The 20,941-nt window shown below is 52.4% G+C and carries 24 protein-coding genes and 1 riboswitch; of the genes, 3 read left to right on the forward strand and 21 right to left on the reverse strand.

What is annotated here, in order from left to right:
• Nucleotides 1–7: 7 nt before the first annotated feature.
• The 11 genes from AC27IT_RS24950 to AC27IT_RS25000 form a co-directional block, all read right to left on the reverse strand.
• Nucleotides 8–460 (reverse strand): hypothetical protein, encoded by a 453-nt coding sequence (locus AC27IT_RS24950; RefSeq protein ID WP_025844733.1) that lies wholly within the window; start codon nucleotides 458–460, stop codon nucleotides 8–10.
• Nucleotides 461–1,798: a phage tail sheath subtilisin-like domain-containing protein gene (locus AC27IT_RS24955; protein ID WP_025844731.1), complete on the reverse strand. Its 1,338-nt coding sequence runs from the start codon at nucleotides 1,796–1,798 to the stop codon at nucleotides 461–463.
• A 2-nt stretch (nucleotides 1,799–1,800) separates the two neighbouring features.
• Nucleotides 1,801–1,983 carry a hypothetical protein gene (locus AC27IT_RS24960; RefSeq protein ID WP_283858300.1) on the reverse strand — a complete coding sequence of 61 codons (183 nt, stop codon included), beginning with the start codon at nucleotides 1,981–1,983 and terminating at the stop codon, nucleotides 1,801–1,803.
• The gene (locus AC27IT_RS24965) at nucleotides 1,983–2,435 is read right to left on the reverse strand and encodes a hypothetical protein (protein WP_283858301.1); all 453 of its coding nucleotides are present in this window, start codon (nucleotides 2,433–2,435) and stop codon (nucleotides 1,983–1,985) included. Before AC27IT_RS24965 ends, AC27IT_RS24960 begins: the two co-directional genes overlap by 1 nt.
• 185 nt (nucleotides 2,436–2,620) lie before the next feature.
• A complete protein-coding gene (locus tag AC27IT_RS24970) occupies nucleotides 2,621–2,803 on the reverse strand; it encodes a hypothetical protein (RefSeq protein ID WP_283858302.1) in 183 nt (60 codons plus the stop codon).
• 168 nt (nucleotides 2,804–2,971) lie between these two features.
• Nucleotides 2,972–3,811, reverse strand: a complete 840-nt coding sequence (locus AC27IT_RS24975) for an alpha/beta fold hydrolase (RefSeq protein WP_025844723.1) — start codon at nucleotides 3,809–3,811, stop codon at nucleotides 2,972–2,974.
• A gap of 461 nt (nucleotides 3,812–4,272) precedes the next feature.
• A complete protein-coding gene (locus AC27IT_RS24980) occupies nucleotides 4,273–4,935 on the reverse strand; it encodes a hypothetical protein (protein WP_025844721.1) in 663 nt (220 codons plus the stop codon).
• Nucleotides 4,936–5,277: 342 nt separating this feature from the next.
• Nucleotides 5,278–5,403 (reverse strand): hypothetical protein, encoded by a 126-nt coding sequence (locus AC27IT_RS24985; protein ID WP_268871431.1) that lies wholly within the window; start codon nucleotides 5,401–5,403, stop codon nucleotides 5,278–5,280.
• Nucleotides 5,404–5,438: 35 nt separating this feature from the next.
• Nucleotides 5,439–5,780 (reverse strand): hypothetical protein, encoded by a 342-nt coding sequence (locus AC27IT_RS24990; protein WP_025844719.1) that lies wholly within the window; start codon nucleotides 5,778–5,780, stop codon nucleotides 5,439–5,441.
• Between the two features lie 196 nt (nucleotides 5,781–5,976).
• The gene (locus AC27IT_RS24995) at nucleotides 5,977–6,183 is read right to left on the reverse strand and encodes a hypothetical protein (RefSeq protein WP_005834554.1); all 207 of its coding nucleotides are present in this window, start codon (nucleotides 6,181–6,183) and stop codon (nucleotides 5,977–5,979) included.
• A complete protein-coding gene (locus AC27IT_RS25000; RefSeq protein WP_025844717.1) occupies nucleotides 6,180–6,410 on the reverse strand; it encodes a hypothetical protein in 231 nt (76 codons plus the stop codon). The genes AC27IT_RS24995 and AC27IT_RS25000 overlap by 4 nt, the downstream gene beginning before the upstream one ends.
• Before the next feature lie 526 nt (nucleotides 6,411–6,936).
• Here AC27IT_RS25000 and AC27IT_RS25005 point away from each other — a divergent pair.
• Nucleotides 6,937–7,239: a hypothetical protein gene (locus AC27IT_RS25005; RefSeq protein ID WP_327944302.1), complete on the forward strand. Its 303-nt coding sequence runs from the start codon at nucleotides 6,937–6,939 to the stop codon at nucleotides 7,237–7,239.
• Between the two features lie 185 nt (nucleotides 7,240–7,424).
• Here the strand turns inward: AC27IT_RS25005 and AC27IT_RS25010 are convergent, their stop codons facing one another.
• The 7 genes from AC27IT_RS25010 to AC27IT_RS25040 form a co-directional block, all read right to left on the reverse strand.
• Nucleotides 7,425–7,901, reverse strand: a complete 477-nt coding sequence (locus AC27IT_RS25010; RefSeq protein ID WP_005834550.1) for a DinB family protein — start codon at nucleotides 7,899–7,901, stop codon at nucleotides 7,425–7,427.
• Nucleotides 7,902–7,934: 33 nt separating this feature from the next.
• Nucleotides 7,935–8,492: a DNA-3-methyladenine glycosylase I gene (locus AC27IT_RS25015; RefSeq protein WP_005834549.1), complete on the reverse strand. Its 558-nt coding sequence runs from the start codon at nucleotides 8,490–8,492 to the stop codon at nucleotides 7,935–7,937.
• Between the two features lie 193 nt (nucleotides 8,493–8,685).
• Nucleotides 8,686–9,429 (reverse strand): type I methionyl aminopeptidase, encoded by a 744-nt coding sequence (gene map / locus AC27IT_RS25020; RefSeq protein ID WP_025844712.1) that lies wholly within the window; start codon nucleotides 9,427–9,429, stop codon nucleotides 8,686–8,688.
• A 116-nt stretch (nucleotides 9,430–9,545) separates the two neighbouring features.
• Nucleotides 9,546–10,355, reverse strand: coding sequence for an alpha/beta fold hydrolase (locus tag AC27IT_RS25025; protein ID WP_007785999.1), 810 nt, complete (start codon nucleotides 10,353–10,355; stop codon nucleotides 9,546–9,548).
• Between the two features lie 1,148 nt (nucleotides 10,356–11,503).
• A complete protein-coding gene (locus AC27IT_RS25030; protein WP_283858304.1) occupies nucleotides 11,504–12,502 on the reverse strand; it encodes an ABC transporter permease in 999 nt (332 codons plus the stop codon).
• Nucleotide 12,503: 1 nt separating this feature from the next.
• Nucleotides 12,504–13,994 (reverse strand): sugar ABC transporter ATP-binding protein, encoded by a 1,491-nt coding sequence (locus AC27IT_RS25035; protein ID WP_007785995.1) that lies wholly within the window; start codon nucleotides 13,992–13,994, stop codon nucleotides 12,504–12,506.
• 77 nt (nucleotides 13,995–14,071) lie between these two features.
• The gene (locus AC27IT_RS25040; RefSeq protein ID WP_007785993.1) at nucleotides 14,072–15,094 is read right to left on the reverse strand and encodes a sugar ABC transporter substrate-binding protein; all 1,023 of its coding nucleotides are present in this window, start codon (nucleotides 15,092–15,094) and stop codon (nucleotides 14,072–14,074) included.
• A gap of 117 nt (nucleotides 15,095–15,211) precedes the next feature.
• Nucleotides 15,212–15,332, reverse strand: a riboswitch (SAM riboswitch).
• A gap of 202 nt (nucleotides 15,333–15,534) precedes the next feature.
• Here AC27IT_RS25040 and AC27IT_RS25045 point away from each other — a divergent pair.
• Complete coding sequence (locus AC27IT_RS25045) at nucleotides 15,535–16,791, forward strand: ATP-binding protein (RefSeq protein ID WP_025844706.1); 1,257 nt, start codon at nucleotides 15,535–15,537, stop codon at nucleotides 16,789–16,791.
• A 20-nt stretch (nucleotides 16,792–16,811) separates the two neighbouring features.
• Here the strand turns inward: AC27IT_RS25045 and AC27IT_RS25050 are convergent, their stop codons facing one another.
• The 3 genes from AC27IT_RS25050 to AC27IT_RS25060 form a co-directional block, all read right to left on the reverse strand.
• Entirely contained in the window at nucleotides 16,812–17,435 is a 624-nt protein-coding gene (locus AC27IT_RS25050; protein ID WP_005834535.1) for a GNAT family N-acetyltransferase, read from the reverse strand.
• 157 nt (nucleotides 17,436–17,592) lie between these two features.
• On the reverse strand, nucleotides 17,593–18,315 hold the full coding sequence (locus AC27IT_RS25055; protein WP_221842915.1) for a DUF421 domain-containing protein: 723 nt from the start codon (nucleotides 18,313–18,315) through the stop codon (nucleotides 17,593–17,595).
• A 208-nt stretch (nucleotides 18,316–18,523) separates the two neighbouring features.
• Nucleotides 18,524–19,258: an IclR family transcriptional regulator gene (locus AC27IT_RS25060; protein WP_327953804.1), complete on the reverse strand. Its 735-nt coding sequence runs from the start codon at nucleotides 19,256–19,258 to the stop codon at nucleotides 18,524–18,526.
• A 202-nt stretch (nucleotides 19,259–19,460) separates the two neighbouring features.
• Here AC27IT_RS25060 and AC27IT_RS25065 point away from each other — a divergent pair, with 202 nt between their 5' ends.
• Nucleotides 19,461–20,336 (forward strand): dimethylarginine dimethylaminohydrolase family protein, encoded by an 876-nt coding sequence (locus AC27IT_RS25065; RefSeq protein ID WP_005834529.1) that lies wholly within the window; start codon nucleotides 19,461–19,463, stop codon nucleotides 20,334–20,336.
• The last annotated feature ends 605 nt before the right edge of the window (nucleotides 20,337–20,941 follow it).

The raw sequence follows: 20,941 nt of genomic DNA on the forward strand, positions 1-20,941 counted from the left end.
CTTCCTCCTATTCGATGTAGGTTGGCAATTCATCGAGGTAGTCCGGCTTGTCGATGGACATCCCTTTCAGATCGTAGGTAGCGTGATCGTTGCCGTCTGCCTTCGCTTCCCACAGCGTGATCTCTTCCGGATTGAGCACAATGTTGGAAATGCGAACGCGCTCGGAATTGCCTGCTTCCTTGTCCAGCGTCTCGCCGATCAAAAACGGCAGAACAGGCGTCTTGCCCTGCGTCAGTTGCTCGACGACGTAGTATTTCAATGCAGCGTTGGTGGCGGTAATTTTCAGCGTCACCTCGACATGCCAGTCATTGACCGTCTGGATTTTCCCTTTTTGCAGACGGTTCGTGTCGCCGTACTCGACCTTGAGGACCATTTTGCCTTCCAAGGTCCCGTAGATCGGATCTCCATTTTCATCGTACACCTGGCAATTTTTCAGTTTGATATCGCGTGCAATCGCCACTTACAGCACCTCCCAGTCAATGTCAAAGTATTCGATGGCATCCAGCGGCTTGGCCGACAGTTGGAAGCCCCGGCGATCTCCGTTGCCGTTCTTTTTGTCGGTAAACGTCCAGCCTGCTTCAATCGCGCCCTGCTGCTCGCGAACGGTCATATAGGCGTTGACCGCAGAGACGAACACCGCGCCGCCGAGGTCGTTGTTGCCGAGCTTGCCTTTGTACTTTTTGCCCACGGCATTGATGTCGTTGACGATCTGATCGAGCGTCATGCTGACGCGGATTTTGCCGTAGTCTTCGCGTTCATGGTTGCCCAGCACAGCCAGCGTGTTGACGGCGCTCTCGATGATATACACATCGCCATCCCGAGTTGCCACCAGCGTGCCAGAGCCGAGCGCTTGCAAAATATCGCTGTGGCCCCAATCCTTCTGCGCCTTTTTCAGCGGCACGACGACCGCCGTCAAAGACTCATGGGCAGGCGTCGCCGCGATCATGCCCGCTACCCACGCAGCCCACTCCAGGCTTCCGTACACGTTGCCGTTGTTGTGCTGGCCTGCGATGGCGCAATTGACGACAAAGCGGGCGTTTTGCGCGACAGAGCGCTCCACGTGCTTCTCCATGCTCTCGTCTTCCGCCGCTTTTCCGCCGATGACCAGCGTGCTCAGCTTTTTGCCGAGCGTACGGCGATCGCTCATAAACTGCTTGGCTGCCGCCTGCACAGCCGGATCATCGAACGGCAAATACATCGCGTCAAAATCAGCACCGGATACAGCCATGAACAGCTTGGTCGCATCAGCCGCAGTAAGAGCGTCTGTCCCGCTAGTCCCGCCTGCCAGGTTCGTCTCGGAAGCTGTTGCAATCGCCGCGTCTCCCAGCTTTTTCACACGCACGTAAACCGATTGGCCGGTTTTGCCTACCAGCTCGTCCACATTGGCAAACGAAAACTTCTCGGTTTGCAGTGGCCCTTTTACTTGCAGCTCTTTTTTGCCTGGCTCAGAGGTGGACGCGCTGATGACGACCTTGAGATCGTTGCCGAATAAGCCCGGATAAAGTGCCTCTACCCGGATCGCATCCGCCTGTTCGTAAGCGGCTTTGCTTGCATGGCCGTTCGTCATCCGGTAGGCCAAAATCGTCGCGCCCCCCTCCGCCGCCAACTCAACCGTATCGGCCTTGCCGAATGTTTGCGCCATGCGCTCCTCGTAGCTTCCCAGCTTCACCAGCTCGTCCGGCGCCCCCCACTCTGCCTGGTACGGAACCAACACGACGCCGCTCTTTGGTACGACCCGTTCTTTTGCTTTTGCGATCAGTTCGACCGTTACCCCCGGCCGTTCACGTTGAATGGTCATGGTTACACCCCGCCTTTGTATTTGGTCAATCGATTTTTCACTTGGCCCTCAGGCAACCGTTCGTGATCTGCTGCCATAAAAAGAGCGCCTGCTACCTCGAACCTTTCGGCTTCCAGATAAGCGGCGCTCATAATCCACTCCTGCTTGGTTTTCACAACATCAGGCTGTTGTTCTTTTTTTGCCACTAGGAATGTCCCTCCTCGATCTCAAATTCGTTGATTTTTCCTTCGGCCGCTCTCGGTACCGTCACGATGTACGTGAACCGAAAAGCAATTTCGGTGCGGTCCCGTCTATCCCGCCAGATGCGCAACGTGGAGCTGTCGATTTCGATGGACATCCCGGACGCCTTGCCCCGGTAGCTGTACTGCGACTGGCGCAAAAGCTGGCGCAGCGGCTCGGCCGACAGCCTCTGATACACGCCCTCTGCTTTGGGATAATGGAGCACGATGAGCGCCTCCGCCTCCACCTGATAGGAAGTGTGGCTCCGGCCTGTTTCGCCGATTCCTTGCGTCATCAGAAACGCCGCTGGCGGCGAAAAGCGCCGGGCCATCCAGTCATCGACATTCACGACCGTTGCCAGTTGCGGATAAGCTTCTTCGATCAGCTCGGTCAATACGGCGAGCTCGCGATCCTCCATCTTCCCACCTCCCTTTTGTTCTCGTCCTTCGCCACGTGTCAACTCCCTTCTGTCTGATTAGCGAACGGAAAAAGCCACCCGGTTCGTCACCAGATGGCTCGTTTGGTTCTTGCTTGATTCGCTTGAGTCGATTATAACGCGAAGCGCGTGGAGAAGTGGATTTTTTACGTAAGTGTCAGGGAGTGTCAGCTTGTGTCAGCCATGGGTGGGGCGGGGGGTGCTAGTTGCGTTGGTTCTGGTAGCTCTGCTGGTTCCTGTAGCTCCGCTAGTTCCGGCAGCTTCGCCAGTTCCGGCAGCTTCGCCAGTTCCAGCAGCTTCGCCAGTTCCAGCAGCTTCGCCAGTTCCAGCAGCTTCGCTAGTTTCCCCAAGCTACGCCTGCTCCGCTAGTTCCGCCAACTCCGCTAGTTCCAGCAGCTCTGCCTGCTCCCTCTCCCTGAGCCCTCCCCACCTCCGCCCGATCCACTCCAATAAAAAATAAAACCTCGCCACCCTTTTTGGCGAAGCAATCAAACGGTGAATGAACCTTTCGCACCCGCTCACTTTAAAAAATGAACTATTGCTTCTCGAAATTTCTCTGGTTCTTCAATATGAGGGCAATGATTGCTCTCTTCAAATATACAAAGCTTTGAACCTGCAATTAAACGGTGTATCTCTATCGAAAATGCAAGAGGGCACTGAGCATCGTATCTACCGCACATTACGAGAGTTGGCGTTTTCACTAAATGCAAATGGTTTCGAATGTCGAACAAGGACAATTGCTGATTATAATAATCCAAACGCTTCTGAACGGTTCTTCCGCTACTGGGTTTACGGAAGTATTCATCCCATTTTTCAGGGTGGTGTAACGACATTTCAGTCCATTCGCGTGCTGCCTGTGCTTTTCGTTCATTACTTGCATCGGCGGAATTTAGAATGGAGAAAATTTCACGCAGACGATGATTTTTACGGTTTTCCATGCAATAAATCGAATCCGCCGACCGCATGTATTCGTTTGAAGCAGCAGCACCTGCTACGATTAAATTCTCAAGTGCATCTGAATGATTTATTCCATACACAAGCCCCAGCATTCCGCCTGTTGAATGTCCTGCAAATGACCATTTATTGTAACCAAGAGCCACTCTTATGGCTTCAAGGTCCTCAACTGAATCAGTCATGCTCAGTTCTGATTCTTCAACAATACGTTCAGAATTTCCGCATTCTTTCAAGTTAACCAATATGACCTTGCCTATTTCTGCAAACGGGTCTGCAAAATAATTTCCGCGTTTCGTAAACGCCGAGTAGTAATGGGTTACACATACAGGCATACCTTCACCAGCAACAAAGACTTCAAAAGTCCCCCGACTCGTTGACACCATTACTTGGTCCCAAGTAATCATAGACACAACTCCTTAAAATAGTACTCGAAGGGATACGCTAGATGAAAATAGATGTTTTTCTGAGTTTGGTATTTGTCGGAATATTTATCTACTTCTCCGTTGTGTTCTCATAATCCTTGCTCTCCAAAAATCGGAACCAAGCCAGATATTGTTGCCAATACTTTGTGGGGACACCTTTAAAACAGTCCATCCACTTTTTTTCAACCAGGTAGCTCTTTACATTCTGGATGTGGTACAAGCCACTAACGAACACGTTGTCTCCCGTCTGACTTGAAACCGCAATGTGGCAAGCTTATCCTGTTCCCAAAGGAGATGAATGCTCCCCTCATTACAAAGCAAACATTCTTGTTTTCAACTATCAACAGCATGATTTAACAACAACAAAAAAAGACTCGCCCCTGGCACTGTTTCTCACCAGAGTGGAGTCTTTTCCTTGTGCACATGATCTTTTCGTTATGAACTCACCCCGTCTGCTGCATCTCATCCTCGTACATCGCCCATGCCATTTTCATGACGGCGCTCCGCTTGATCTCGTAATAGCGTTGACGCGACACCCCGAGCGCTTTGGCAATCCCGTTGTTTTTCTCTCCATCCAGCAGCGCTTCGACAATCAATCGCTCCTGCTCGCTGCGAATCGTCTCTACCGCCCGGTTGATGCGGTCTATTTTGTCCTGCAAGCTTTTGAGCCGCTTTTGCTTCCGTTCCCGGCGAACGGCCTCTGCGTGTGTTTTGTCGCTGTGGAAGCCTTGGCCTTTTGGCATGGCGGAGTCCAGTCCGTACTGGCTGACCATGCCTTCGCCCGCTTCACGCAAATAGCGCTGGATGCGCACGATCTCGATTTGCATGTAGCTGTAATCGCGAATTTCCTCCTCTGTCTTTTGCAAAATAGAGAGGGCTGGCGCCAGCTCATTCCAGTCGGAGAGACTTTCCCGTTTTTTGCTCGCTTCTTGCTTGACTGGCGGCTGAGGTTTGTTTTGCTGCTGGAGCAAATATCTTTCCCACTCCGGGCAAGATTCGACTTTGCCAATGTGCTGGTCGTGAACCTGACAGTGCGTCCGCTTGCCCCAGCACGTCGCCGGGCACCCCTCGCAAACCTCTTCCATCAACATATCTTTACTAATCATCGTCGTTGCCGTCATTTTCTCTCCCCCTTGTTCCTTTGTACATACGGTGAGACGATCACCCTCAGCATGTTCTGACGTATCCGCCATCGGAACTGTCGATGCGGATGCTCTCCAGGTCGCTTTTGTCGATTGCTTTAACATAGGCGAGAAGTTGTTCCCGGTACGGTTGCGCAAACGCCAAGACAAGCAGCTTCCCTTTACATGTTCCGCTAGAGCAATCGAACAAAATCGCAGGCAGTTTGCCGACAATATCATGATGGAAAGCCGCTGCTTTGTCCGGCCCACCTTACTTGTGGCTTTCTCACCTACCCCGGGTAAAACTCGAAGCCACTGGCAACCGGCCTAGTTTTTTCGAATCAGTTCGATCAGTTGACTCTTGATTTCCTGAATCGATTCTTCACGCGGCATTTTGATAAAGCACGCCATTCGCTCCATCTCTGGTTGAAGCAAGTCCAGAACCTGCAGCATGGCCCCATTATCACCAGACCTCGCCCGTTCAAAAATCACATCGAAAGATTCATGTTGGCTGCAATGATGCGTAGGTACTTTCTCTTGCATTTTGACACTCCTTGTCGCGATATGTTCAACTGACTGGCTACCTCTTGTTCTGTCCTGCCTTCGATTACAACCTTTCGAATAATGTATCCCGGTTGCGCAGGCAATTGCTGAAGAAGCTGTTCCACATGCAAATCGGAAATGATCGAGGAAAAGGGATCTATCCCCACTACTTCCTCATGCAGCAATCCTTCATTTTTCCACTTCTTTTTTTCTTTGTACTGTAGTCGCCACGCAATCCTTCTGACCAGTTGCAAACATTGATTTAGCGTGCTCTCGTTCTTTTCCATCCCCGAAACACCTCAAAAAGATTTAGAAAGTAACCGTTGATTCAAGTCAGTGTTGTATCGCCTTGTCCACTCACCACTTGCGCAGTTTTTCCGATAAAATGATCTGCCCGATGATAACGCCAATCAACAGGGCAGCGGCTCCAATCAATGCTGCGTTTATCATTTGCGAGAAAATCCCCTTCCCCCATTTTTTCTCTTATTCGCACGGCTTTTCGTCAGTGGCAGGCGGATCGCTTTTTTTCTCGATCGACTCTGCCTCTTTTTCTTTTTCCTTGTTCGCCTTCAGTTGCAGATCCAAAATGTTGTTGATGCGAATTTGCAGGTCGACGTGCTTGAAGGCGACGACCAAGACGAGAAAACAGACAACAGCAGCGAGCACCTGTACATAGTCCATCGACATCATCGGCCGCTCGCTCCATGCTGAGTTTCTTTCGGCATCACTGCTTTCTTGACTCGAATGCTTGCCGCCCCAGCTCTTCTGCCATAAAAGGCGAGACTCTCCTTGGCGGGGAGCAAAAAGCCGAGGACAGTGAGTACCGCCTGGCGTCTCCCTCGCTGCGCCTTTGGCAGAACGCTGCCAGACGATTCGTTTTCGCGGCGGCCTGTAAACCGGGCTGGTTGCTTTTGCATATACTCACTCCTTCTCTGGTTCCGTGTTTAAATCAGGACTGCTTCGCTTCCCCAGCAGGATTGATAGGAACGTTTGTTCTGTTTTGTAGTACAAGTATCTCATACAAAACTCGAAAGTTCAAGTTATTTCCAATCATTTTTTCCAGCTAATTTTGCCGAACAAAAATGTACATTTTCTTGATTAGAAAACGTAGTTGCCAAGCTATTGGCAGAGTATCGGCTCTGCGCCTGTGCTGGACAGGGAACCTTCTCCATTTTTAACTGTACAAAAAAGCGCGATCTGCCTGAACAGAATCGCGCTTGTGGGTAGACCCGACAATTTCATTACAATTCGCCTTGCTGCCTAAAAAGTACACCGTTCTCATACTCCAGAACATTTCCATCTGCTGTCGGTTGACGGATTTCTTGAAATGTACTTCTAACAGTCGATAGGAAGGTTGGGGCTAAGGCGTGAGGGTGGGCGTAAGGCTAGGGAAGGGCTTGGGCGAAGGCCGGGGCAAGTAGCTCGGTGAGGGCCGAGGCAAGAATGCTCGGTGAGGACCTCGGCAAGATGCTCGGTGAAGGCCTCGGCAAGATGCTCGGTGGGGGCCTCGACAAGATGCTCCGTGAAGGCCGAGGCAAGATGCTCGGCCAGAGCCTCGGCAAGATGCTCAGTGGGGGCCTCGACAAGATGCTCGGCCAGAGCCTCGGCAAGATGCTCAGTGGGGGCCTCGACAAGATGCTCGGCGAAAGCCTCGGCAAGATGCTCGGCCAGGGCCGAGACGAGAAGCTGAAAAAGTCGGGGCTAAGGGCTGGACAATGTTTGGACGAGAAGCTACAAGAAGTTTAGACAAGAAGCCGAACAAGGCCGAGGCTAAGGGCTGGGCACAGACTTGCGCGAGAGGCTGGGCGAAAGTTTGGGCAAAAGCGAGAACACCCCCCTTACCAAAAAACACCAAAAGCCAGCCCCTCCCCAATCTGGCAAAGGTCCTGGCTCTTGGCTCTTATCGAATTTCCTCGTGGGCGTTCATCAGATCAGTCCCAAATGTTCGGCCGCTTGACACCCATCGTTCTCATATAATCGAGAAGCTGGCCCGTATGGACGGACTCGTGATAGGCGATCCGCAGCAGCATGTCCCCTAGTGTTCTGACGTACCCGACATCGGAGCGGTCGATGCGAATGCTCTCCAGGTCGCTTTTGTCCAGCCCTTTGACAAAGGCGAGAAACTGTTCCCGGTACGGCTGCGCAAACGCCAAATCTTCCTCGACGGTCGTGAACGGCTTGGTTTCATACGGATTCGGGAGAGCAGACAGAGCGGCGCTGCCTCGCTGAATCAAAATCTGGTGATACAAAAATTCGCCCTCGATGACATGCCGAATCATTTGTGCGCAGGTAAACGCTTTGTCGTCGGGCTTCCAGTTCAGCCTGTCGTCTGGAATCGCCCGCCATACTTTGATGCTTCGGCGTCTGACTTCCTCGAAATTCAGAATCAGCAGATCGTTCGCGTTCATGTCGCTTCCCCCTCTCTCCCTGTTCCAGCCTGATTAGTCTTTTTGATACAGATCGCACGTCGCCACGTGGTCGTTCACCATGCCTACTGCCTGCATGAACGCGTAGCAGATCGTCGAACCGACAAACGTGAAGCCGCGCTTTTTCAAATCCTTGCTCATCTTGTCGCTGATTTCGGTGGAGGCAGGTACGTCCCTAAGCTCCTGAAAGTGGTTGTGGATCGGCTTGCCGCCGACGAACGACCAGATGTAGCTGGAAAAGGAGCCGAACTCCTCCACGACTTTGAGATAGGCGTGAGCGTTTTTGACGACGCCTCTGATTTTCAGCTTGTTCCGCACGATGCCCTCATCCTGCAAAAGTTGTTCGATCTTTTCCTCGTCGTACTGCACGATCTTTTCCGCTTCAAAGTTGTCAAAAGCCCGGCGGTAGTTCTCCCGCTTTTTCAGGATCGTGTACCAGCTCAGCCCCGCCTGCGCGCCCTCCAGATTCAAATATTCAAAGAGCAGCCGGTCATCGTAGACAGGCACGCCCCACTCCCGGTCGTGATAATCCAAATACAACGGGTCCTGATTCACCCAGCCACATCGATTCATCGGAAAAGACCTCCCGTAAATACGAACATATATTCTTATATAGAGGATATACAATCTTTGGCTGTTCTGCAAGTTATTCTTGCCCATTCTCGCAACTTTTCTCGCACAACAAAAAGACCCTATCAGCGCAATAGGGCCTCTCTCTTTTTTCACGATCGCAAAAACACCGCGCGCAAAAACGCGAAAAAAAAGATTAAGCCGTCAAAATAATCGGCTTGCCGCGCGTTATGACGACGGTGTGCTCGTACTGGGCGACGTAGCTTCTGTCCGGCGTCACCCAAGCCCAGCCGTCTGCCCCATCCTTCACATACTCCGTTCCAGTGGAAATAAACGTTTCGACAGCGAGCACCAGCCCGTCCGTAAGCAGCCGTTTGTCCCATTTGTCGTAGTAGTTCAGGACGTGCGCCGGCTCCTCGTGCAAGCTTTTGCCGATGCCGTGGCCTGTGAGATTTTTGACGACCGTAAATCCTTTTGCCTTCGCTTCATTGTGGACGATGCGCCCGATCTGGCTCAACTTGGAGCCAGCCTTGGCCGAATCCAGCGCCTTGTACAGCGATTCCTCTGCGCATTTGCACAGCGCCTGCTTCACAGGCTCTCCCTGTCCCACGACAACCGAAGCGCCTGTATCGGCAAAATAACCGTCCAGCTCTGCGGAGACGTCGACGTTGACGACATCGCCTTCCTTCAACACGGTTCCGTCGGGAATCCCGTGCGCCACAACGTGATTCACGCTGATGCACGTCTGCCCGGGGAAGTCGTACGTCACCTGTGGAGCCGAGCGCGCACCGTACTTCGCCAAAATATCGCCGCCGATACGATCCAGCTCTTTTGTCGTGATGCCCGCCCGGACGGCCTTCAGCATCGCTTCTCTAGCTTCTGCCACAATTCTCCCGATCCGCTGCAAAGCGAGCAAGTCGTGTTCATTTTGAATCGACATGCCGTGTCCTCCTTCGCTGAAAATGTATGCCAAAACCAAATCCAAACCCGCTCCATTTATTAGAACACATTTCTGTTCAAATCGCAAACGCAAAGCCTGGCAGCCAAACGCACAAGCTAAGCGGGGCTTACCTCGTACCGTCCATCCCCCGTCTGCTCGCGGATAAATCCGATCGAAATCCGGTTAAACTCTTCCGGCTGATCGACATTGACCACGTGGCCGCAGTTCATCAAAAGGCGCAACTGCGCATACTGTCTCTGACTCACACACGCTTGAACCGCGGGCAAAAACATGTAGTCTTCGTCGCCCATCACAAACAGGGCCGGAATCGGAGGCTCCTTCGCCAGCAGGCTGCATAAAAACGCATTGATGCCGTGCGTCAGCGAAAACCAGCGCTTGAACTCTTTTTGACAAAGCTTTTGCGCTTCTCTGACAAATAACGACCGGGATTCGCGATGGCGCGCCCGCGGCATGATGACCCAGGCAAACAGTTTGTACAGCCACATGTACGGCACGATGTGCTTGACGAGATTGCCGAGCGCAATCAGCACCTGCGAACGCAAATTCAGCCGGGTCACGGCTCCCGCCAAAACCATCGAGCGTATTTTGTGCGGCTCCAGCTCTGCTATGATCTGCACGATGATCGTCCCGAGCGAAACCGCGACAAAATGGCTGGAAGCGATGTTCTCGTGCTTCATCACCTCGATAATGTCGCGGCTCACGTCCTCGAACGTGTATTTCGGCCGCCGCTTCCCCAGATGCTGCTTCGACCTGCCATGACCGCGCAAATCGACGAGGAGAATATTAAAATGTTCTTTGTAAGCTTTGATCTGTTTATACCAGATGGATGAGCTGCCGCCCGCGCCGTGGACGAAGGTCACCCATTCATAACCCTCACCGCGTATGTACGTCTTATAATGAATCACTTATATCCCCCCAGAGGTATTATAGCGGAGGGATGTTCTGTGTGAAACTATTACCATTTTCTTGCATGAGAAAACTTGGCTGCGCCGAGCCAATGGCGAAGCCTTCACGTACCTAGCGGGCATCAGTCTTGCTCTATCGTTTCGTTCGAAGTCTCGTTATGTTGCTGCACTTATGCTTTGATAAGAGTCTTATCCATTCTTATCTGTTACAAAAAGGATTGGAACTATAAAAAATTGTTTGCAGTGTAGTGGCGTGATGAGCCGAACATGATGCTGTGGGGTTGGTTGGATTTTTAAAGCTCCTTTATCGGCGCTTTTGGTGTGGCGAGAAAAGAGACGAAATCGCTGTAACTTCTTGGGCTCCCTGCTGGGGGTATCACTGCCCGGCTCCGGGGAAAAAGCGAAACCGCGTCCAAAAGTGGTTGATTCAAGTAGCCTCTCAGAGTTGGACGCTAAAAACGTGTTTCGCTTTTTCCCCGGAGCCTCGGTTGGGAGCCCAAAGAGCTTTCGCGGATTTCGTCTCTTTCCTCGTCAGGGGCTATGGGGGATGGTCGGAGAGGGAAAAAGACACTACAAAAAAGAAAGCTTGCGGTGGGATTGTCGTCTTTCTTGAGAGCTATTAATGCTAGCCTCCCTGACGATACAACATGCATGCTTTTAGAAAAACCGCTTCCTTGTCTTAAGCACTTTGCTTCCTGATCTACAACCCAAAATCACCCCCGAACGACAGAAACAGCTCGTAGAGGAAACAGGAGAAAGCAGCGAAGGTCTTTGGGACTCCTACCCAGCCTCCGCTCCCCCGCTAGAGGCCCAAGTACCTGTAGCGCTTTCTCCTGTTTCCTCTCACCACTACCGCGACGATCAACCGTTTTCCAAGCAGCCAGTCCGCCTTGATCCCACGGCTCGCAATAAAAACCACATTCTCGCCTAAACTAACCTAAACTACCTTGACTGCACCAAGTCGCCAAGCAATCGAAAAAAAAAACCTCCGTCCCAAAAAGGCACAACTCTTGCTTTCCCCGCCTTCGCAGCCTCGCCATGCTGCACGTACACTGATAAGAATCGTACCCACTCTTCTTCTGCCCAACAAAAACAGGCCGCCAGCTTCTCCCTGACGACCTGCCTTGCACGCGCGAACGCAAACACCTCTACGTTTTTCTTTTCCGCCGAAGCTGGTAATACGTCACAGCCAACGCCAGCGCCAATACCGTCCCTTTGATAATATCGTAGGCGTAGTACGGCAGGTTGAGCATCGTCATGCCGTTGAGCAGCACCCCGATCAGGATTGCGCCGACGAACGTCCCGAACACATTCGGCTTGCCCGCGCCGAATACAGAGAAGCCGACAAACGCCGCTGCCACTGCATCCATCAGCATCGAGCCGCCGCTGCTCACCTGGCCTGTCCCGATCCGCGCCGCCAAGAGCATCCCGCCCAAGCCGGCAAACAGCGCGGATAACACGTAGGCGAGCGTGCGGTAGCGATTGACCGGAATGCCTGACAAGCGCGCGGCTTCCAGATTGCCGCCCGTCATGTACAGCATCCGTCCTTGTCTGGTGTAGGTCAGGTAGATGTGCGTGACCGCGACCAGCAAAAAGGTCAGGATAACTGGCACAGGCAGCGAGAAAATTTTGCCTTGGCCAAGCCACAAAAACCACTCCTGGAATTTCCCCGGAGCCATCGAACCGTCTTCCATCGGCATGTTGGCGTAGATCGAGTAGCCTTTGGAATACGTCATGTGCAGCCCGTTGACGATGTAGAGCATCGCGAGCGTCGCCAGCAGGTCGGGAATCCTGATTTTGACGACCAGAAACGCGTTGACCAGCCCGACGATCAGGCTGAGCGCAATCGGAACGACCAGTGTGGCGAACACGCCCTGCTCGTACCAGACCATCATCGAGGCCGAGACGACGGTAGTCAGCGACACCGTCGAACCGACAGACAGGTCAAAGCCCCCGACAATCAAGGAAAACGTAACGCCGATGGCGACAAACGTCACGATCGAGATCGAGCGCAAAATGTCCGTAATGTTGTCATACGTAAAAAAATACGGGTTGGTCAAACTGAATAACAGCATAACGATAACAATAACCGCAACCGTTCCGTATTTGTAAATAAAATCAAACAGGCTGAATTTTTTACCTTCCACGTTACTCACCTCCGCTTGCATAATACATAATCCGCTCCTGCGTCGCTTCCGCCCGGCTCAGCTCCCGGACGATTTTCCCTTCGAACATGACCAGAATCCGGTCCGCGATGCCCAGCACCTCCGCAAACTCGCAGGAAAAGTACAAAACGCCCTTGCGCTGCTCCGCCAGCTTTCCGATCAGGCGGTAAATATCGCTTTTCGCGCCGATGTCCACGCCTTTGGTCGGTTCGTCAAACATGAAAATTTGCGCATCCGTATCGAGCCATTTGCCGATTGCGACCTTTTGCTGGTTCCCCCCGCTGAGGTGGCCGACGAGCTGGCCGATGTCCGCTGTCTTCACACCCAGCCGCTGCACCAGCTCCCGCGCTTGCCCCGCCTCGACTCCCCTGCGGACAAACCCGAGGCGCGACCATTTCCACAAAGTCGAGACAGACAAGTTGTTTTTTACGGATTCCTCAACAAAAATGCCTTCTTTTCGCCGCTCCTCCGGGACGAGGACGATCCCTGCATCCACGGCTTCCTTTGGCGAGCGCAGGCGTACCGCCTTGCCTTTCAGCCTGATCTCGCCAGCCTCGGCCGCATCCGCTCCGAACAGCAGCCGGGCCAGCTCCGTCTTCCCTGCCCCGACAAGTCCTACGACGCCTACGATCTCGCCCTCGCGAACGCTCACATCCGCACCGCGCACCTTGCCGCCAGCCACTCCGGCCGCTTCCAGGATCACTTCGCCAATCGGCAGCTCCACCTTCGGGAACTCTTCCTCGAAGCTTTTGCCCAGCATGTTCCCGATGACTTCATCCATCGTAGTAGCGGCCGTCTCGCTCGTGGCAATCAGTTGACCGTCGCGCATGACCGTGATCCGGTCGCAGATTTCGAAAATTTCCGGCAGCCGATGGGAAATGTAGATGATCCCGACGCCTGCTTTTTTCAACTGGTCGATAATGAGAAACAGCCGCTCGCTCTCCTTCGTGCTCAACGGGGCTGTCGGTTCGTCAAAAATGACGTACTTCGCTTTTTGCACGGTCGCGCGGGCAATCAAGATCAGTTGCTTTTCGGACAGCGTACATTCCTCGACGAGCATGCGCACAGGGATGGAAAAGCCGAAGCTTTGCAAAATGCTCTCCGCTTCCTTGTGCAGCCCTTGCCAGTTCATGAGTCCCTTGCTGCTTTTGGACACGATCTGGTCGAGCAAAATGTTTTCCGTCACGCTCAAATACGGGATCAGCGCCGTATCGACTTCCTGGTAGACGCACTGGATGCCCAACGCTTTCGCATCCTGCGGCGATTGGATCGAGACGTCCTTGCCGTCAATCGCGATGCTGCCGCCATCCGCCTGATACGCGCCTGTAAGAATTTTCATCAGCGTGCTTTTTCCCGCTCCGTTCGCTCCGAGCAGCGCGTGCACCTCGCCAGCCTTGACTTCAAAATCGACGGAGCGCAACGCAGGCACGCCGGAAAACTGCTTCACAATCCCTTTCATCTGCAAGCTGGACACTTTTCGCACCCCCTAAATAAACAAGATTCCCGTTGACAAAAGCAACGGGAATAGCCAAACCAACCACCTCTATTTGCTTACTTGCCCCACTCTTGTACGTATTGGGACAGATCGCCCATCGTTACTTTTTTATCCTTTGGCAAGTCTTCCTGTTTGACCAGCACCGGATTCAGCTTCACGCTGTCTGGCACTTGCTCGCCTTTCATTTTTTGGAAAACGGTCTGCGCGTGAATGCGTCCGATATTCGACGGATCTACCGCTGCTGTCGCGACCCAAGGAGAGTTTGGCTCCTGGATCAGTTGCAAGTCTTCGTCGCTCAGGTCGATGCCGTACACCTTGATCTCGGTGCGTCCTGCTTGCTGGATCGCACGGGTTGCCCCTTTGGCAAATTCATCCCACGATGCCCATACGGCTGTAATGTCGCCTTTGTTCGGATACTTTTTCAAAATCGCTTCCATCTGCGCTTGCGTATCCAGCGCGGTGTTGTTCGTTGCCGAGCCAAACGCGGCGATTTCCTTGATATCCGGGTATTTTTTCAGGAATGCTTCATACGTTACCTGGCGCTTTTCCATCGGCGCAAAGCCCGCTACCCAAATTTTCACGATGTTGCCTTTGCCGCCCGTATCGGCAGCCAGCTTTTCCAGGCTCAACTCGGCCAGCTTGTTGTCATCTTGCTCGACGACAGGGACGCCCGGCAGCTTGATATCGGTGTCGAACAGCACAACCGGGATCTTTTTGTCGACCGCTTTTTGCGTGCCTTGCTGCAGCGCTTCCGCCGTACCGTGGTCAATCAGGATGCCGTCAAAATTTTGGTTCACCGCTGCGTCGAGGTTGGAGGCCATTTTCGACAAATCGGTATCTGCGTTGAATACGGTCAGCTCGCCGCCGTTTTTCTCGACTTCCTGCTTCACGCCGTTAATGTATTGGGCAGAAAACGTGCCGACGTTTTGGCGCATAATCAAGGCAATGCGCTTCGCCTTCTCGCCGCCGGAAGCGCCGCTTCCCGCCTGATTTTGGGTGTCCGCTCCCCCGCCGCAAGCGGTCAAGGCCAGCGACGCAGCCAGTACGATTGATGTGACAAGACCCAGTTTCTTTTTCATCGAAAAATCCCCCTTTTTCTTTCTTCCTGCTGAGCTTCAAGCTGAGGAGGCGACGACCTTCCAATAGGAAAAGCCTCTTTCAACAGATGAAAGAGGCTTGATCGACAAGATTCGCGCCTCTTATCTGTCAGGTATCGCTACCTGTTGGAGTTAGCACCTTGGCTCGCAAGACGGTGATCTTGCCAGCTAGGTTGCCGGGCATCATAGGGCCATTCCCTCAGCCTTCTCTGGATAAGAGTAGTTTTTATTTTCGCAACGTTTGTATTAATATATACAGACTATAATCCTTGTTTTACCCATCTGTCAACTGGGTTTTTGAAGCTTTTGTCCTCCAAAATAATCCCAACTCGATGTCCAAATTTTGGAGGAATTATGTAAGGTCTTGTCGAAACCTTGTAGATTGAAGCAAAAGCCATGCAAATTTGCGATGGGGATGTCTAATGAGTCTACTAAAAGAACTAATCTTGCAAATGTTTTTTGCCTTGACACCGTTTGTTTTGTTCAACATCTATTACCGCGACCGGATGCGTAACTATAGCCGTTGCTTTATTCTCGTAACCAGCTCTGTCTGCATGTTTCTGGCGATGACCTTCGCTTCGAGCGTCAACGAAGGAATCATTTTCGACATCAGGCACGTCATCGTCTTTTTCGCTCTGATCTACGGCGGAGTACGAATCGCCTTGATCGTGCTGATCGAATCAGCGCTGTACCGCTTTTATCTGGGCGGCGAAGGCACCTGGGTCGCCATGCTCGTAATGGCCGCCACGTTTGCAATCTCCCTCCTGATATATCAACGCTACAAAGCCAGTTATCGGAAAACACTGTTTACTCTTTTGACGGGTGCGCTTTTTTCCCTGATAGATTTGGGGTTGACCTATCTCAATTTTCCCACCTATGTATCCCATCAGCTTCCCTATCATGTGCTTGTGATTCCCGTTCAAAATTTTGTCGGCATCTGGCTGTTGATGTCGTTATTTAGCAAATGCGTATCAGACAAGGAATTGTTCATTCGCCATGCCCAAAACGAAAAAATCGAGACGATGAGCCACGTCGCCGCTTCACTGGCGCACGAGGTGCGAAACCCGCTCACGGCCGTCAAAGGATTTTTGCGCCTGATCCAGGAAGACCCGGGAAACATTGCGAAAACCGATCAGTACATTCGCATCAGCATGGACGAGATTCAGCGCACGGAAGCGATTTTGACGGAGTACCTGGCGCTGTCCAAGCCGCTCAAGGAGCGCACCGAGCTGATCGACGTATGCGAGCAGCTCCATGTCGTCCGCGAGGTCATGCTGCCGTTTGCCAACATGAACAACGTCGAGTTGGAGCTGCAAGCTTATGAAAAGCCCGTCACGATCATGGCCAATCCCGACGAGTTCAAGCAGGTGCTGGTCAACTTTATCAAAAACGCCATCGAGGCATGCGCGGAGACGGCCAAAGGGAAAGTCTCCCTGTCGTTGTTCATCGAAAAAAACAACGCCCTGCTCGTCATCAAGGACAACGGCATCGGGATGGACGAGGGCCAGATCAGACGACTTGGCACGATCTATTTTTCTACCAAAACGAGCGGGACCGGACTCGGCCTGACTTATTCCTATCACGTCATTCACACGTTTGGCGGTTCTGTGAGCGTGTCGAGCAAGCCGAAGGTCGGCACCAAGTTCACGATTACGTTTCCGTACCATCAGCCGCAGTAGCAGCTAGGCGAGTGGCCTGGTCATGAAAACCTGCTCGGCCAGCGTGGAAAAGCCCGCACTTTGCAAAATTCGGGTGGTTGCCTCATTTGCGACGGGCAAATTGACGGTGAGGCGATGAAGCTCCTGGTCCAGCGGAGCAAACACATGGGCCAGTGCGCTTGCGACAATCGCCTCCCGGTCTGCTCGTCCGGGACTGGCTTCACACTGAAACAGCAAGGCAGTCGTTTGCCTTCCCTGTTCATCAAAAATCCGCCTGTACAGCGCGTAGCCGCCCGCCTGCACGTTCTCGAGATGGCGACCAGCGCCGCAAGCTCCACGCCCTGCTCGCGGTAAATCTGCAACGTCGCTTCGATCAACGCTTGCCCGACTCCGCTGCGCCTGTGCTTCGGCGCCACCCCTGTCCCTCCGTTCCAGCCGATTTTTCGCCCGCCTCTGTTCCATATCCCGTTCAACACGATTCCGGCCGGCTCGCCATTTACAAACGCAACCAGCGAATGCGCAGGCGAAAGTTCCTCCTTCCCCATTTTCCAGATAAGCGTGTCCGGCGTTTTGGACTGGTAGAAAAAATAGCCGGAAAACCCTCTGTTGTAGGCCAAAACGGCCTCCGCCACCGAGCATTGCTCCATCGCCTTAAAAACAAGCATGGTCATTCCTCCCTAATTGAGATGACAACCACACTTATCCTCTAAAATTATTTTTAATTGATAAAATATTTTTTAATAAACGAAATCGGCAAACTACAGGCTTCCTTGAATGGGATAGCCTGGCGCGCCTGTACGCTGCATGCTGTCTGCCTTCCTCTCAATGCTGAACGGGCGGAACCCGCTGCGGATTGTCCGGATGTTTCTCAAAAAACAGCAAGTCGTTTTGCCGATTCAATGTGGCGAGAAAAACCTGCTCGATGGCGACGCCGCTTTTTTTCAGCTCCTGCAAAAGCCAGCCTTCGTCCCGTTCGCGGTACTTCAGCGCCTCTTTACATATTTTCCCTTCGACGATCACAGGCAGGGAGAGGCCCGTCGAGGCAGTCCGGATTTGCAGGTCTTGTCTCGTCACTGGCTGCTGCGCAGATTTTTTCAGGACAGTCAGTCGGCCATTGGCCTCGATGATCGCCATCTCAATCTCCGACAGGTCAAAAATGTCTTTTTCCCGCAGCATTTGCAGTACGTTATCGAGCGAATAGCGTATCTTTTTCAGTTGAGGGACGAGAAACTCTCCGTTGTAAAAAACGACCGTTGGCTCAAACGTGACCATTTTGCCGAAGCGCCTGGACACAATCGACCACTGGGACACGACGCGTTGCAGCACCCCAAGCGCCACAATCGCTACCGCAATGGGAATGTGGTGGACATTCGGCTCGGCAATATCGGCCCCTGTCACGGAGCCTAGCGTGATGATAATCATGAAATCAAAGACAGGCAGCTCGCCAATCGAACGCTTTCCCATGAACAGCGTCACGATCAACAGCAGCGGCAAAATCGTAAATACACGCCCGACTACAGTCAAGCTCTCACTGAACAGTTCCACGCAAAAACGCCTCCTGCCCCAACCGTTTCCTCCTGTTACTATGTAAAGTTTTGGCAGTAATTATGCGAAAAGCTTTGCCCGTAAAGCACAAACCGTCACTGACCCCAAAAAGACTGCCCCCGATCATTCGGGCTGACAGTCTCGCCAGGAGCTTTCGACCATATTTTTCATATAGCAGAAAAATTTCCAGCATATAGACATCGCAAAGCTACATCCTCCCCAGCCGCTGCGACGTTTTGCGGGCGACGTCCTTCACGCGCTCGATCAAATAATTCAACCGCTCTTCTTTCAGATCGAAGGTGACGATGCCGATGCTCAAAGCGCCGATTACTTTTTGCGTGTAATCAAAAACAGGTGCCGCGACCGAAGCCGTATTTTCCGTCCGTTCCGCGAAGCTGACGGCATAGCCGAATTTGCGGATTTCGGCCAGCTTTTCCATGAAAGCGGGCGTCTCCTCCTCGCCGACGAGCTGCAACACGATTTGCCGCGCTTCTTCTGCCGGCATGTGCGCCAAAACAACCTTGTTTGCCGCGCCGATGTGCATCGGGATGCGCAAACCAAGCTGGTCGTAGATGCGAATGTTGTGCTGGCTGTCCACGCGATCGATCACAATCGACTCCAGGCCGCTCGGCTGGCTGAAGTAAACGCTTTCTTCCACCTCTCTGGCAAGCTCCTCGATCATCGGCTTGATGACTTTGCGATAATCAATCCGGTCGAGCACGCGCAGGCCGAACTCCATCCATTTGATCCCCAGTGTGTACTGCTTGGTAGCTGCATCCTGCTCCACCAGCCCGTGCTTCATCAGCGTGTACAACAAGCGGTAGATCGTACTCACCGGGAGCTGACATTCTTTCGCCAAATCGTTGATGGTCCACCACTTTCTATGCTCGTCCGACGCAAGTGCCGTCGCAATCGCCATCGCCCGATCAAACGATTGAATCACAGTCATTTCCCCTTTTTCCTCATGTCTCGTCTACCTCATCTTAAATGATTTGCCGTAATTTTGTGAATCGCAAAAAACTTCCTGCGATAGCCGCTGCAAGCCCGGAATAACGATTGACAGTGCAAAATCAGAATGTGTACACTGAAAATAAATTTTCGAAATATGAACAATATTCTACAATGTGGAATAAAAGGAGGCAACCATGTTCCAAGGCAGCCAATCCATGGTCAAAAAGCTGAAAACCGTCATCATCAAGCATCCCCGCGAAGCGTTTATCAGCCAGGCCCATCTCGACGCATCCTGGAAAACTTTTCACTATACAGACTGCCCTGACTGGGACAAAGCTTTGCAGGAGTACGAAAAATTCGAAGCGATCCTCCGCGAGCACGTAGCCAACGTGCTGTACCTCCCGCAATCGGACAAAACCGGGCTCGACTCCCTCTACGCCCATGATCCGGTAAAGTTCACGTCCAAAGGCGCGATCATCCTCAAATCCGGCAAAGAGCTGCGCCAAGGCGAAGCGGAAGTGTACAAGGAGTTTTTGCAAGCAAACAACATCCCGATCCTGGGACAACTGACAGGCGATGCGCAGGCAGACGGCGGCGACCTCGTCTGGCTGGATGAAAAAACGTTGGCGATCGGGCTTGGCTTCCGCACCAATCAGGCGGCGATCGCCCAGATTAAGGAGATGGTCAAGGACTTCACGGAAGAAGTCATCGTCGTACCGCTGCCATATGACCGCGGCCCGGCCGAGTGCCTGCATCTGATGTCGATTATCAGCCTCGTCGACCACGATCTCGCTGTCGTCTACTCCAAGCTGATGCCTGTGTTTTTCCGCCAACTGCTCGTCGACAGAGGCATCGAACTGATCGAAGTGCCCGATCGCGAATACGAAAACCTCGGCAGCAACGTCCTCGCGCTCGCCCCGCGCGTGTGCATGGTCGTGGCGGGCAATCCGGTCACGAAGGAGCGGCTGGAAAAAGCAGGCGCTACCGTGTACGAATACGAAGGCGAAGAAATCTCCTACAAAGGCACGGGCGGCCCGACTTGCCTGACTTCTCCGGTGGAGCGTGTGTAGCTTCCTACAGACAAAAAGCCACGTGGACAGTGGCATTTTGTCTTGAGTGGGCCGACCAGTCTTCACCACTTCGTACATGGCTTGCTCTTTTCCATCTTTGGAAGCACGTCGAAGAAAAGAGCAGCTCTTCTTGAGCTGCCCTTTTCTGCAAACTGGTTCATATGCTCGCCCTTACGGCTTATCATTAATACTATCGGCCTTTCGCCATAATATTAGCTTACCTCTAGCAAACTATCTAGTCAATTCCCTTTTTTGATGTCGATTGAGTTTACTTTGCCCTCAACTCAACCAATTCTTTCTGAAGATCCTCTATCTGCTTTTCTAACCGTTTTTTATCATCCGTCAAATCTTCGACCAGTTTTTCCAACTTTAATTGAGTAATGTATTGCTTTGGAAAACAAATCTCAAAGCACTTCGTTTTTATCTCAACAAATAAGGAGCGGGGATTTGAAATGTCATGCAATCCTCCTTTTTTATCTGAGCACTTTGCATAATTCCATTTTCGAGAAAAAGACAACAGATTTATATGGCCTGTGGTTGGTTTCAATGTCGTGATGTGATGGCTTTGGAAAAATGGGCAGACCTGCAGAATTTTCGTCTATGCT

The sequence above is a fragment of the Brevibacillus sp. YAE8 genome, assembly GCF_057543335.1.

What these genes read in the sequence shown, in the direction of transcription:
- AC27IT_RS24955 (WP_025844731.1), bottom strand. Translation starts at nt 1,798, where the DNA reads ATGACCATTCAACGTGAACGGCCGGGGGTAACGGTCGAACTGATCGCA.
- AC27IT_RS24965 (WP_283858301.1), bottom strand. Translation starts at nt 2,435, where the DNA reads ATGGAGGATCGCGAGCTCGCCGTATTGACCGAGCTGATCGAAGAAGCT.
- AC27IT_RS24975 (WP_025844723.1), bottom strand. Translation starts at nt 3,811, where the DNA reads ATGATTACTTGGGACCAAGTAATGGTGTCAACGAGTCGGGGGACTTTT.
- AC27IT_RS24980 (WP_025844721.1), bottom strand. Translation starts at nt 4,935, where the DNA reads ATGATTAGTAAAGATATGTTGATGGAAGAGGTTTGCGAGGGGTGCCCG.
- AC27IT_RS24985 (WP_268871431.1), bottom strand. Translation starts at nt 5,403, where the DNA reads ATGCTGCAGGTTCTGGACTTGCTTCAACCAGAGATGGAGCGAATGGCG.
- AC27IT_RS24990 (WP_025844719.1), bottom strand. Translation starts at nt 5,780, where the DNA reads ATGGAAAAGAACGAGAGCACGCTAAATCAATGTTTGCAACTGGTCAGA.
- AC27IT_RS24995 (WP_005834554.1), bottom strand. Translation starts at nt 6,183, where the DNA reads ATGATGTCGATGGACTATGTACAGGTGCTCGCTGCTGTTGTCTGTTTT.
- AC27IT_RS25000 (WP_025844717.1), bottom strand. Translation starts at nt 6,410, where the DNA reads ATGCAAAAGCAACCAGCCCGGTTTACAGGCCGCCGCGAAAACGAATCG.
- AC27IT_RS25005 (WP_327944302.1), top strand. Translation starts at nt 6,937, where the DNA reads ATGCTCGGTGAGGACCTCGGCAAGATGCTCGGTGAAGGCCTCGGCAAG.
- AC27IT_RS25010 (WP_005834550.1), bottom strand. Translation starts at nt 7,901, where the DNA reads ATGAACGCGAACGATCTGCTGATTCTGAATTTCGAGGAAGTCAGACGC.
- AC27IT_RS25015 (WP_005834549.1), bottom strand. Translation starts at nt 8,492, where the DNA reads ATGAATCGATGTGGCTGGGTGAATCAGGACCCGTTGTATTTGGATTAT.
- map (WP_025844712.1), bottom strand. Translation starts at nt 9,429, where the DNA reads ATGTCGATTCAAAATGAACACGACTTGCTCGCTTTGCAGCGGATCGGG.
- AC27IT_RS25040 (WP_007785993.1), bottom strand. Translation starts at nt 15,094, where the DNA reads ATGAAAAAGAAACTGGGTCTTGTCACATCAATCGTACTGGCTGCGTCG.
- AC27IT_RS25045 (WP_025844706.1), top strand. Translation starts at nt 15,535, where the DNA reads ATGAGTCTACTAAAAGAACTAATCTTGCAAATGTTTTTTGCCTTGACA.
- AC27IT_RS25050 (WP_005834535.1), bottom strand. Translation starts at nt 17,435, where the DNA reads ATGCTTGTTTTTAAGGCGATGGAGCAATGCTCGGTGGCGGAGGCCGTT.
- AC27IT_RS25065 (WP_005834529.1), top strand. Translation starts at nt 19,461, where the DNA reads ATGTTCCAAGGCAGCCAATCCATGGTCAAAAAGCTGAAAACCGTCATC.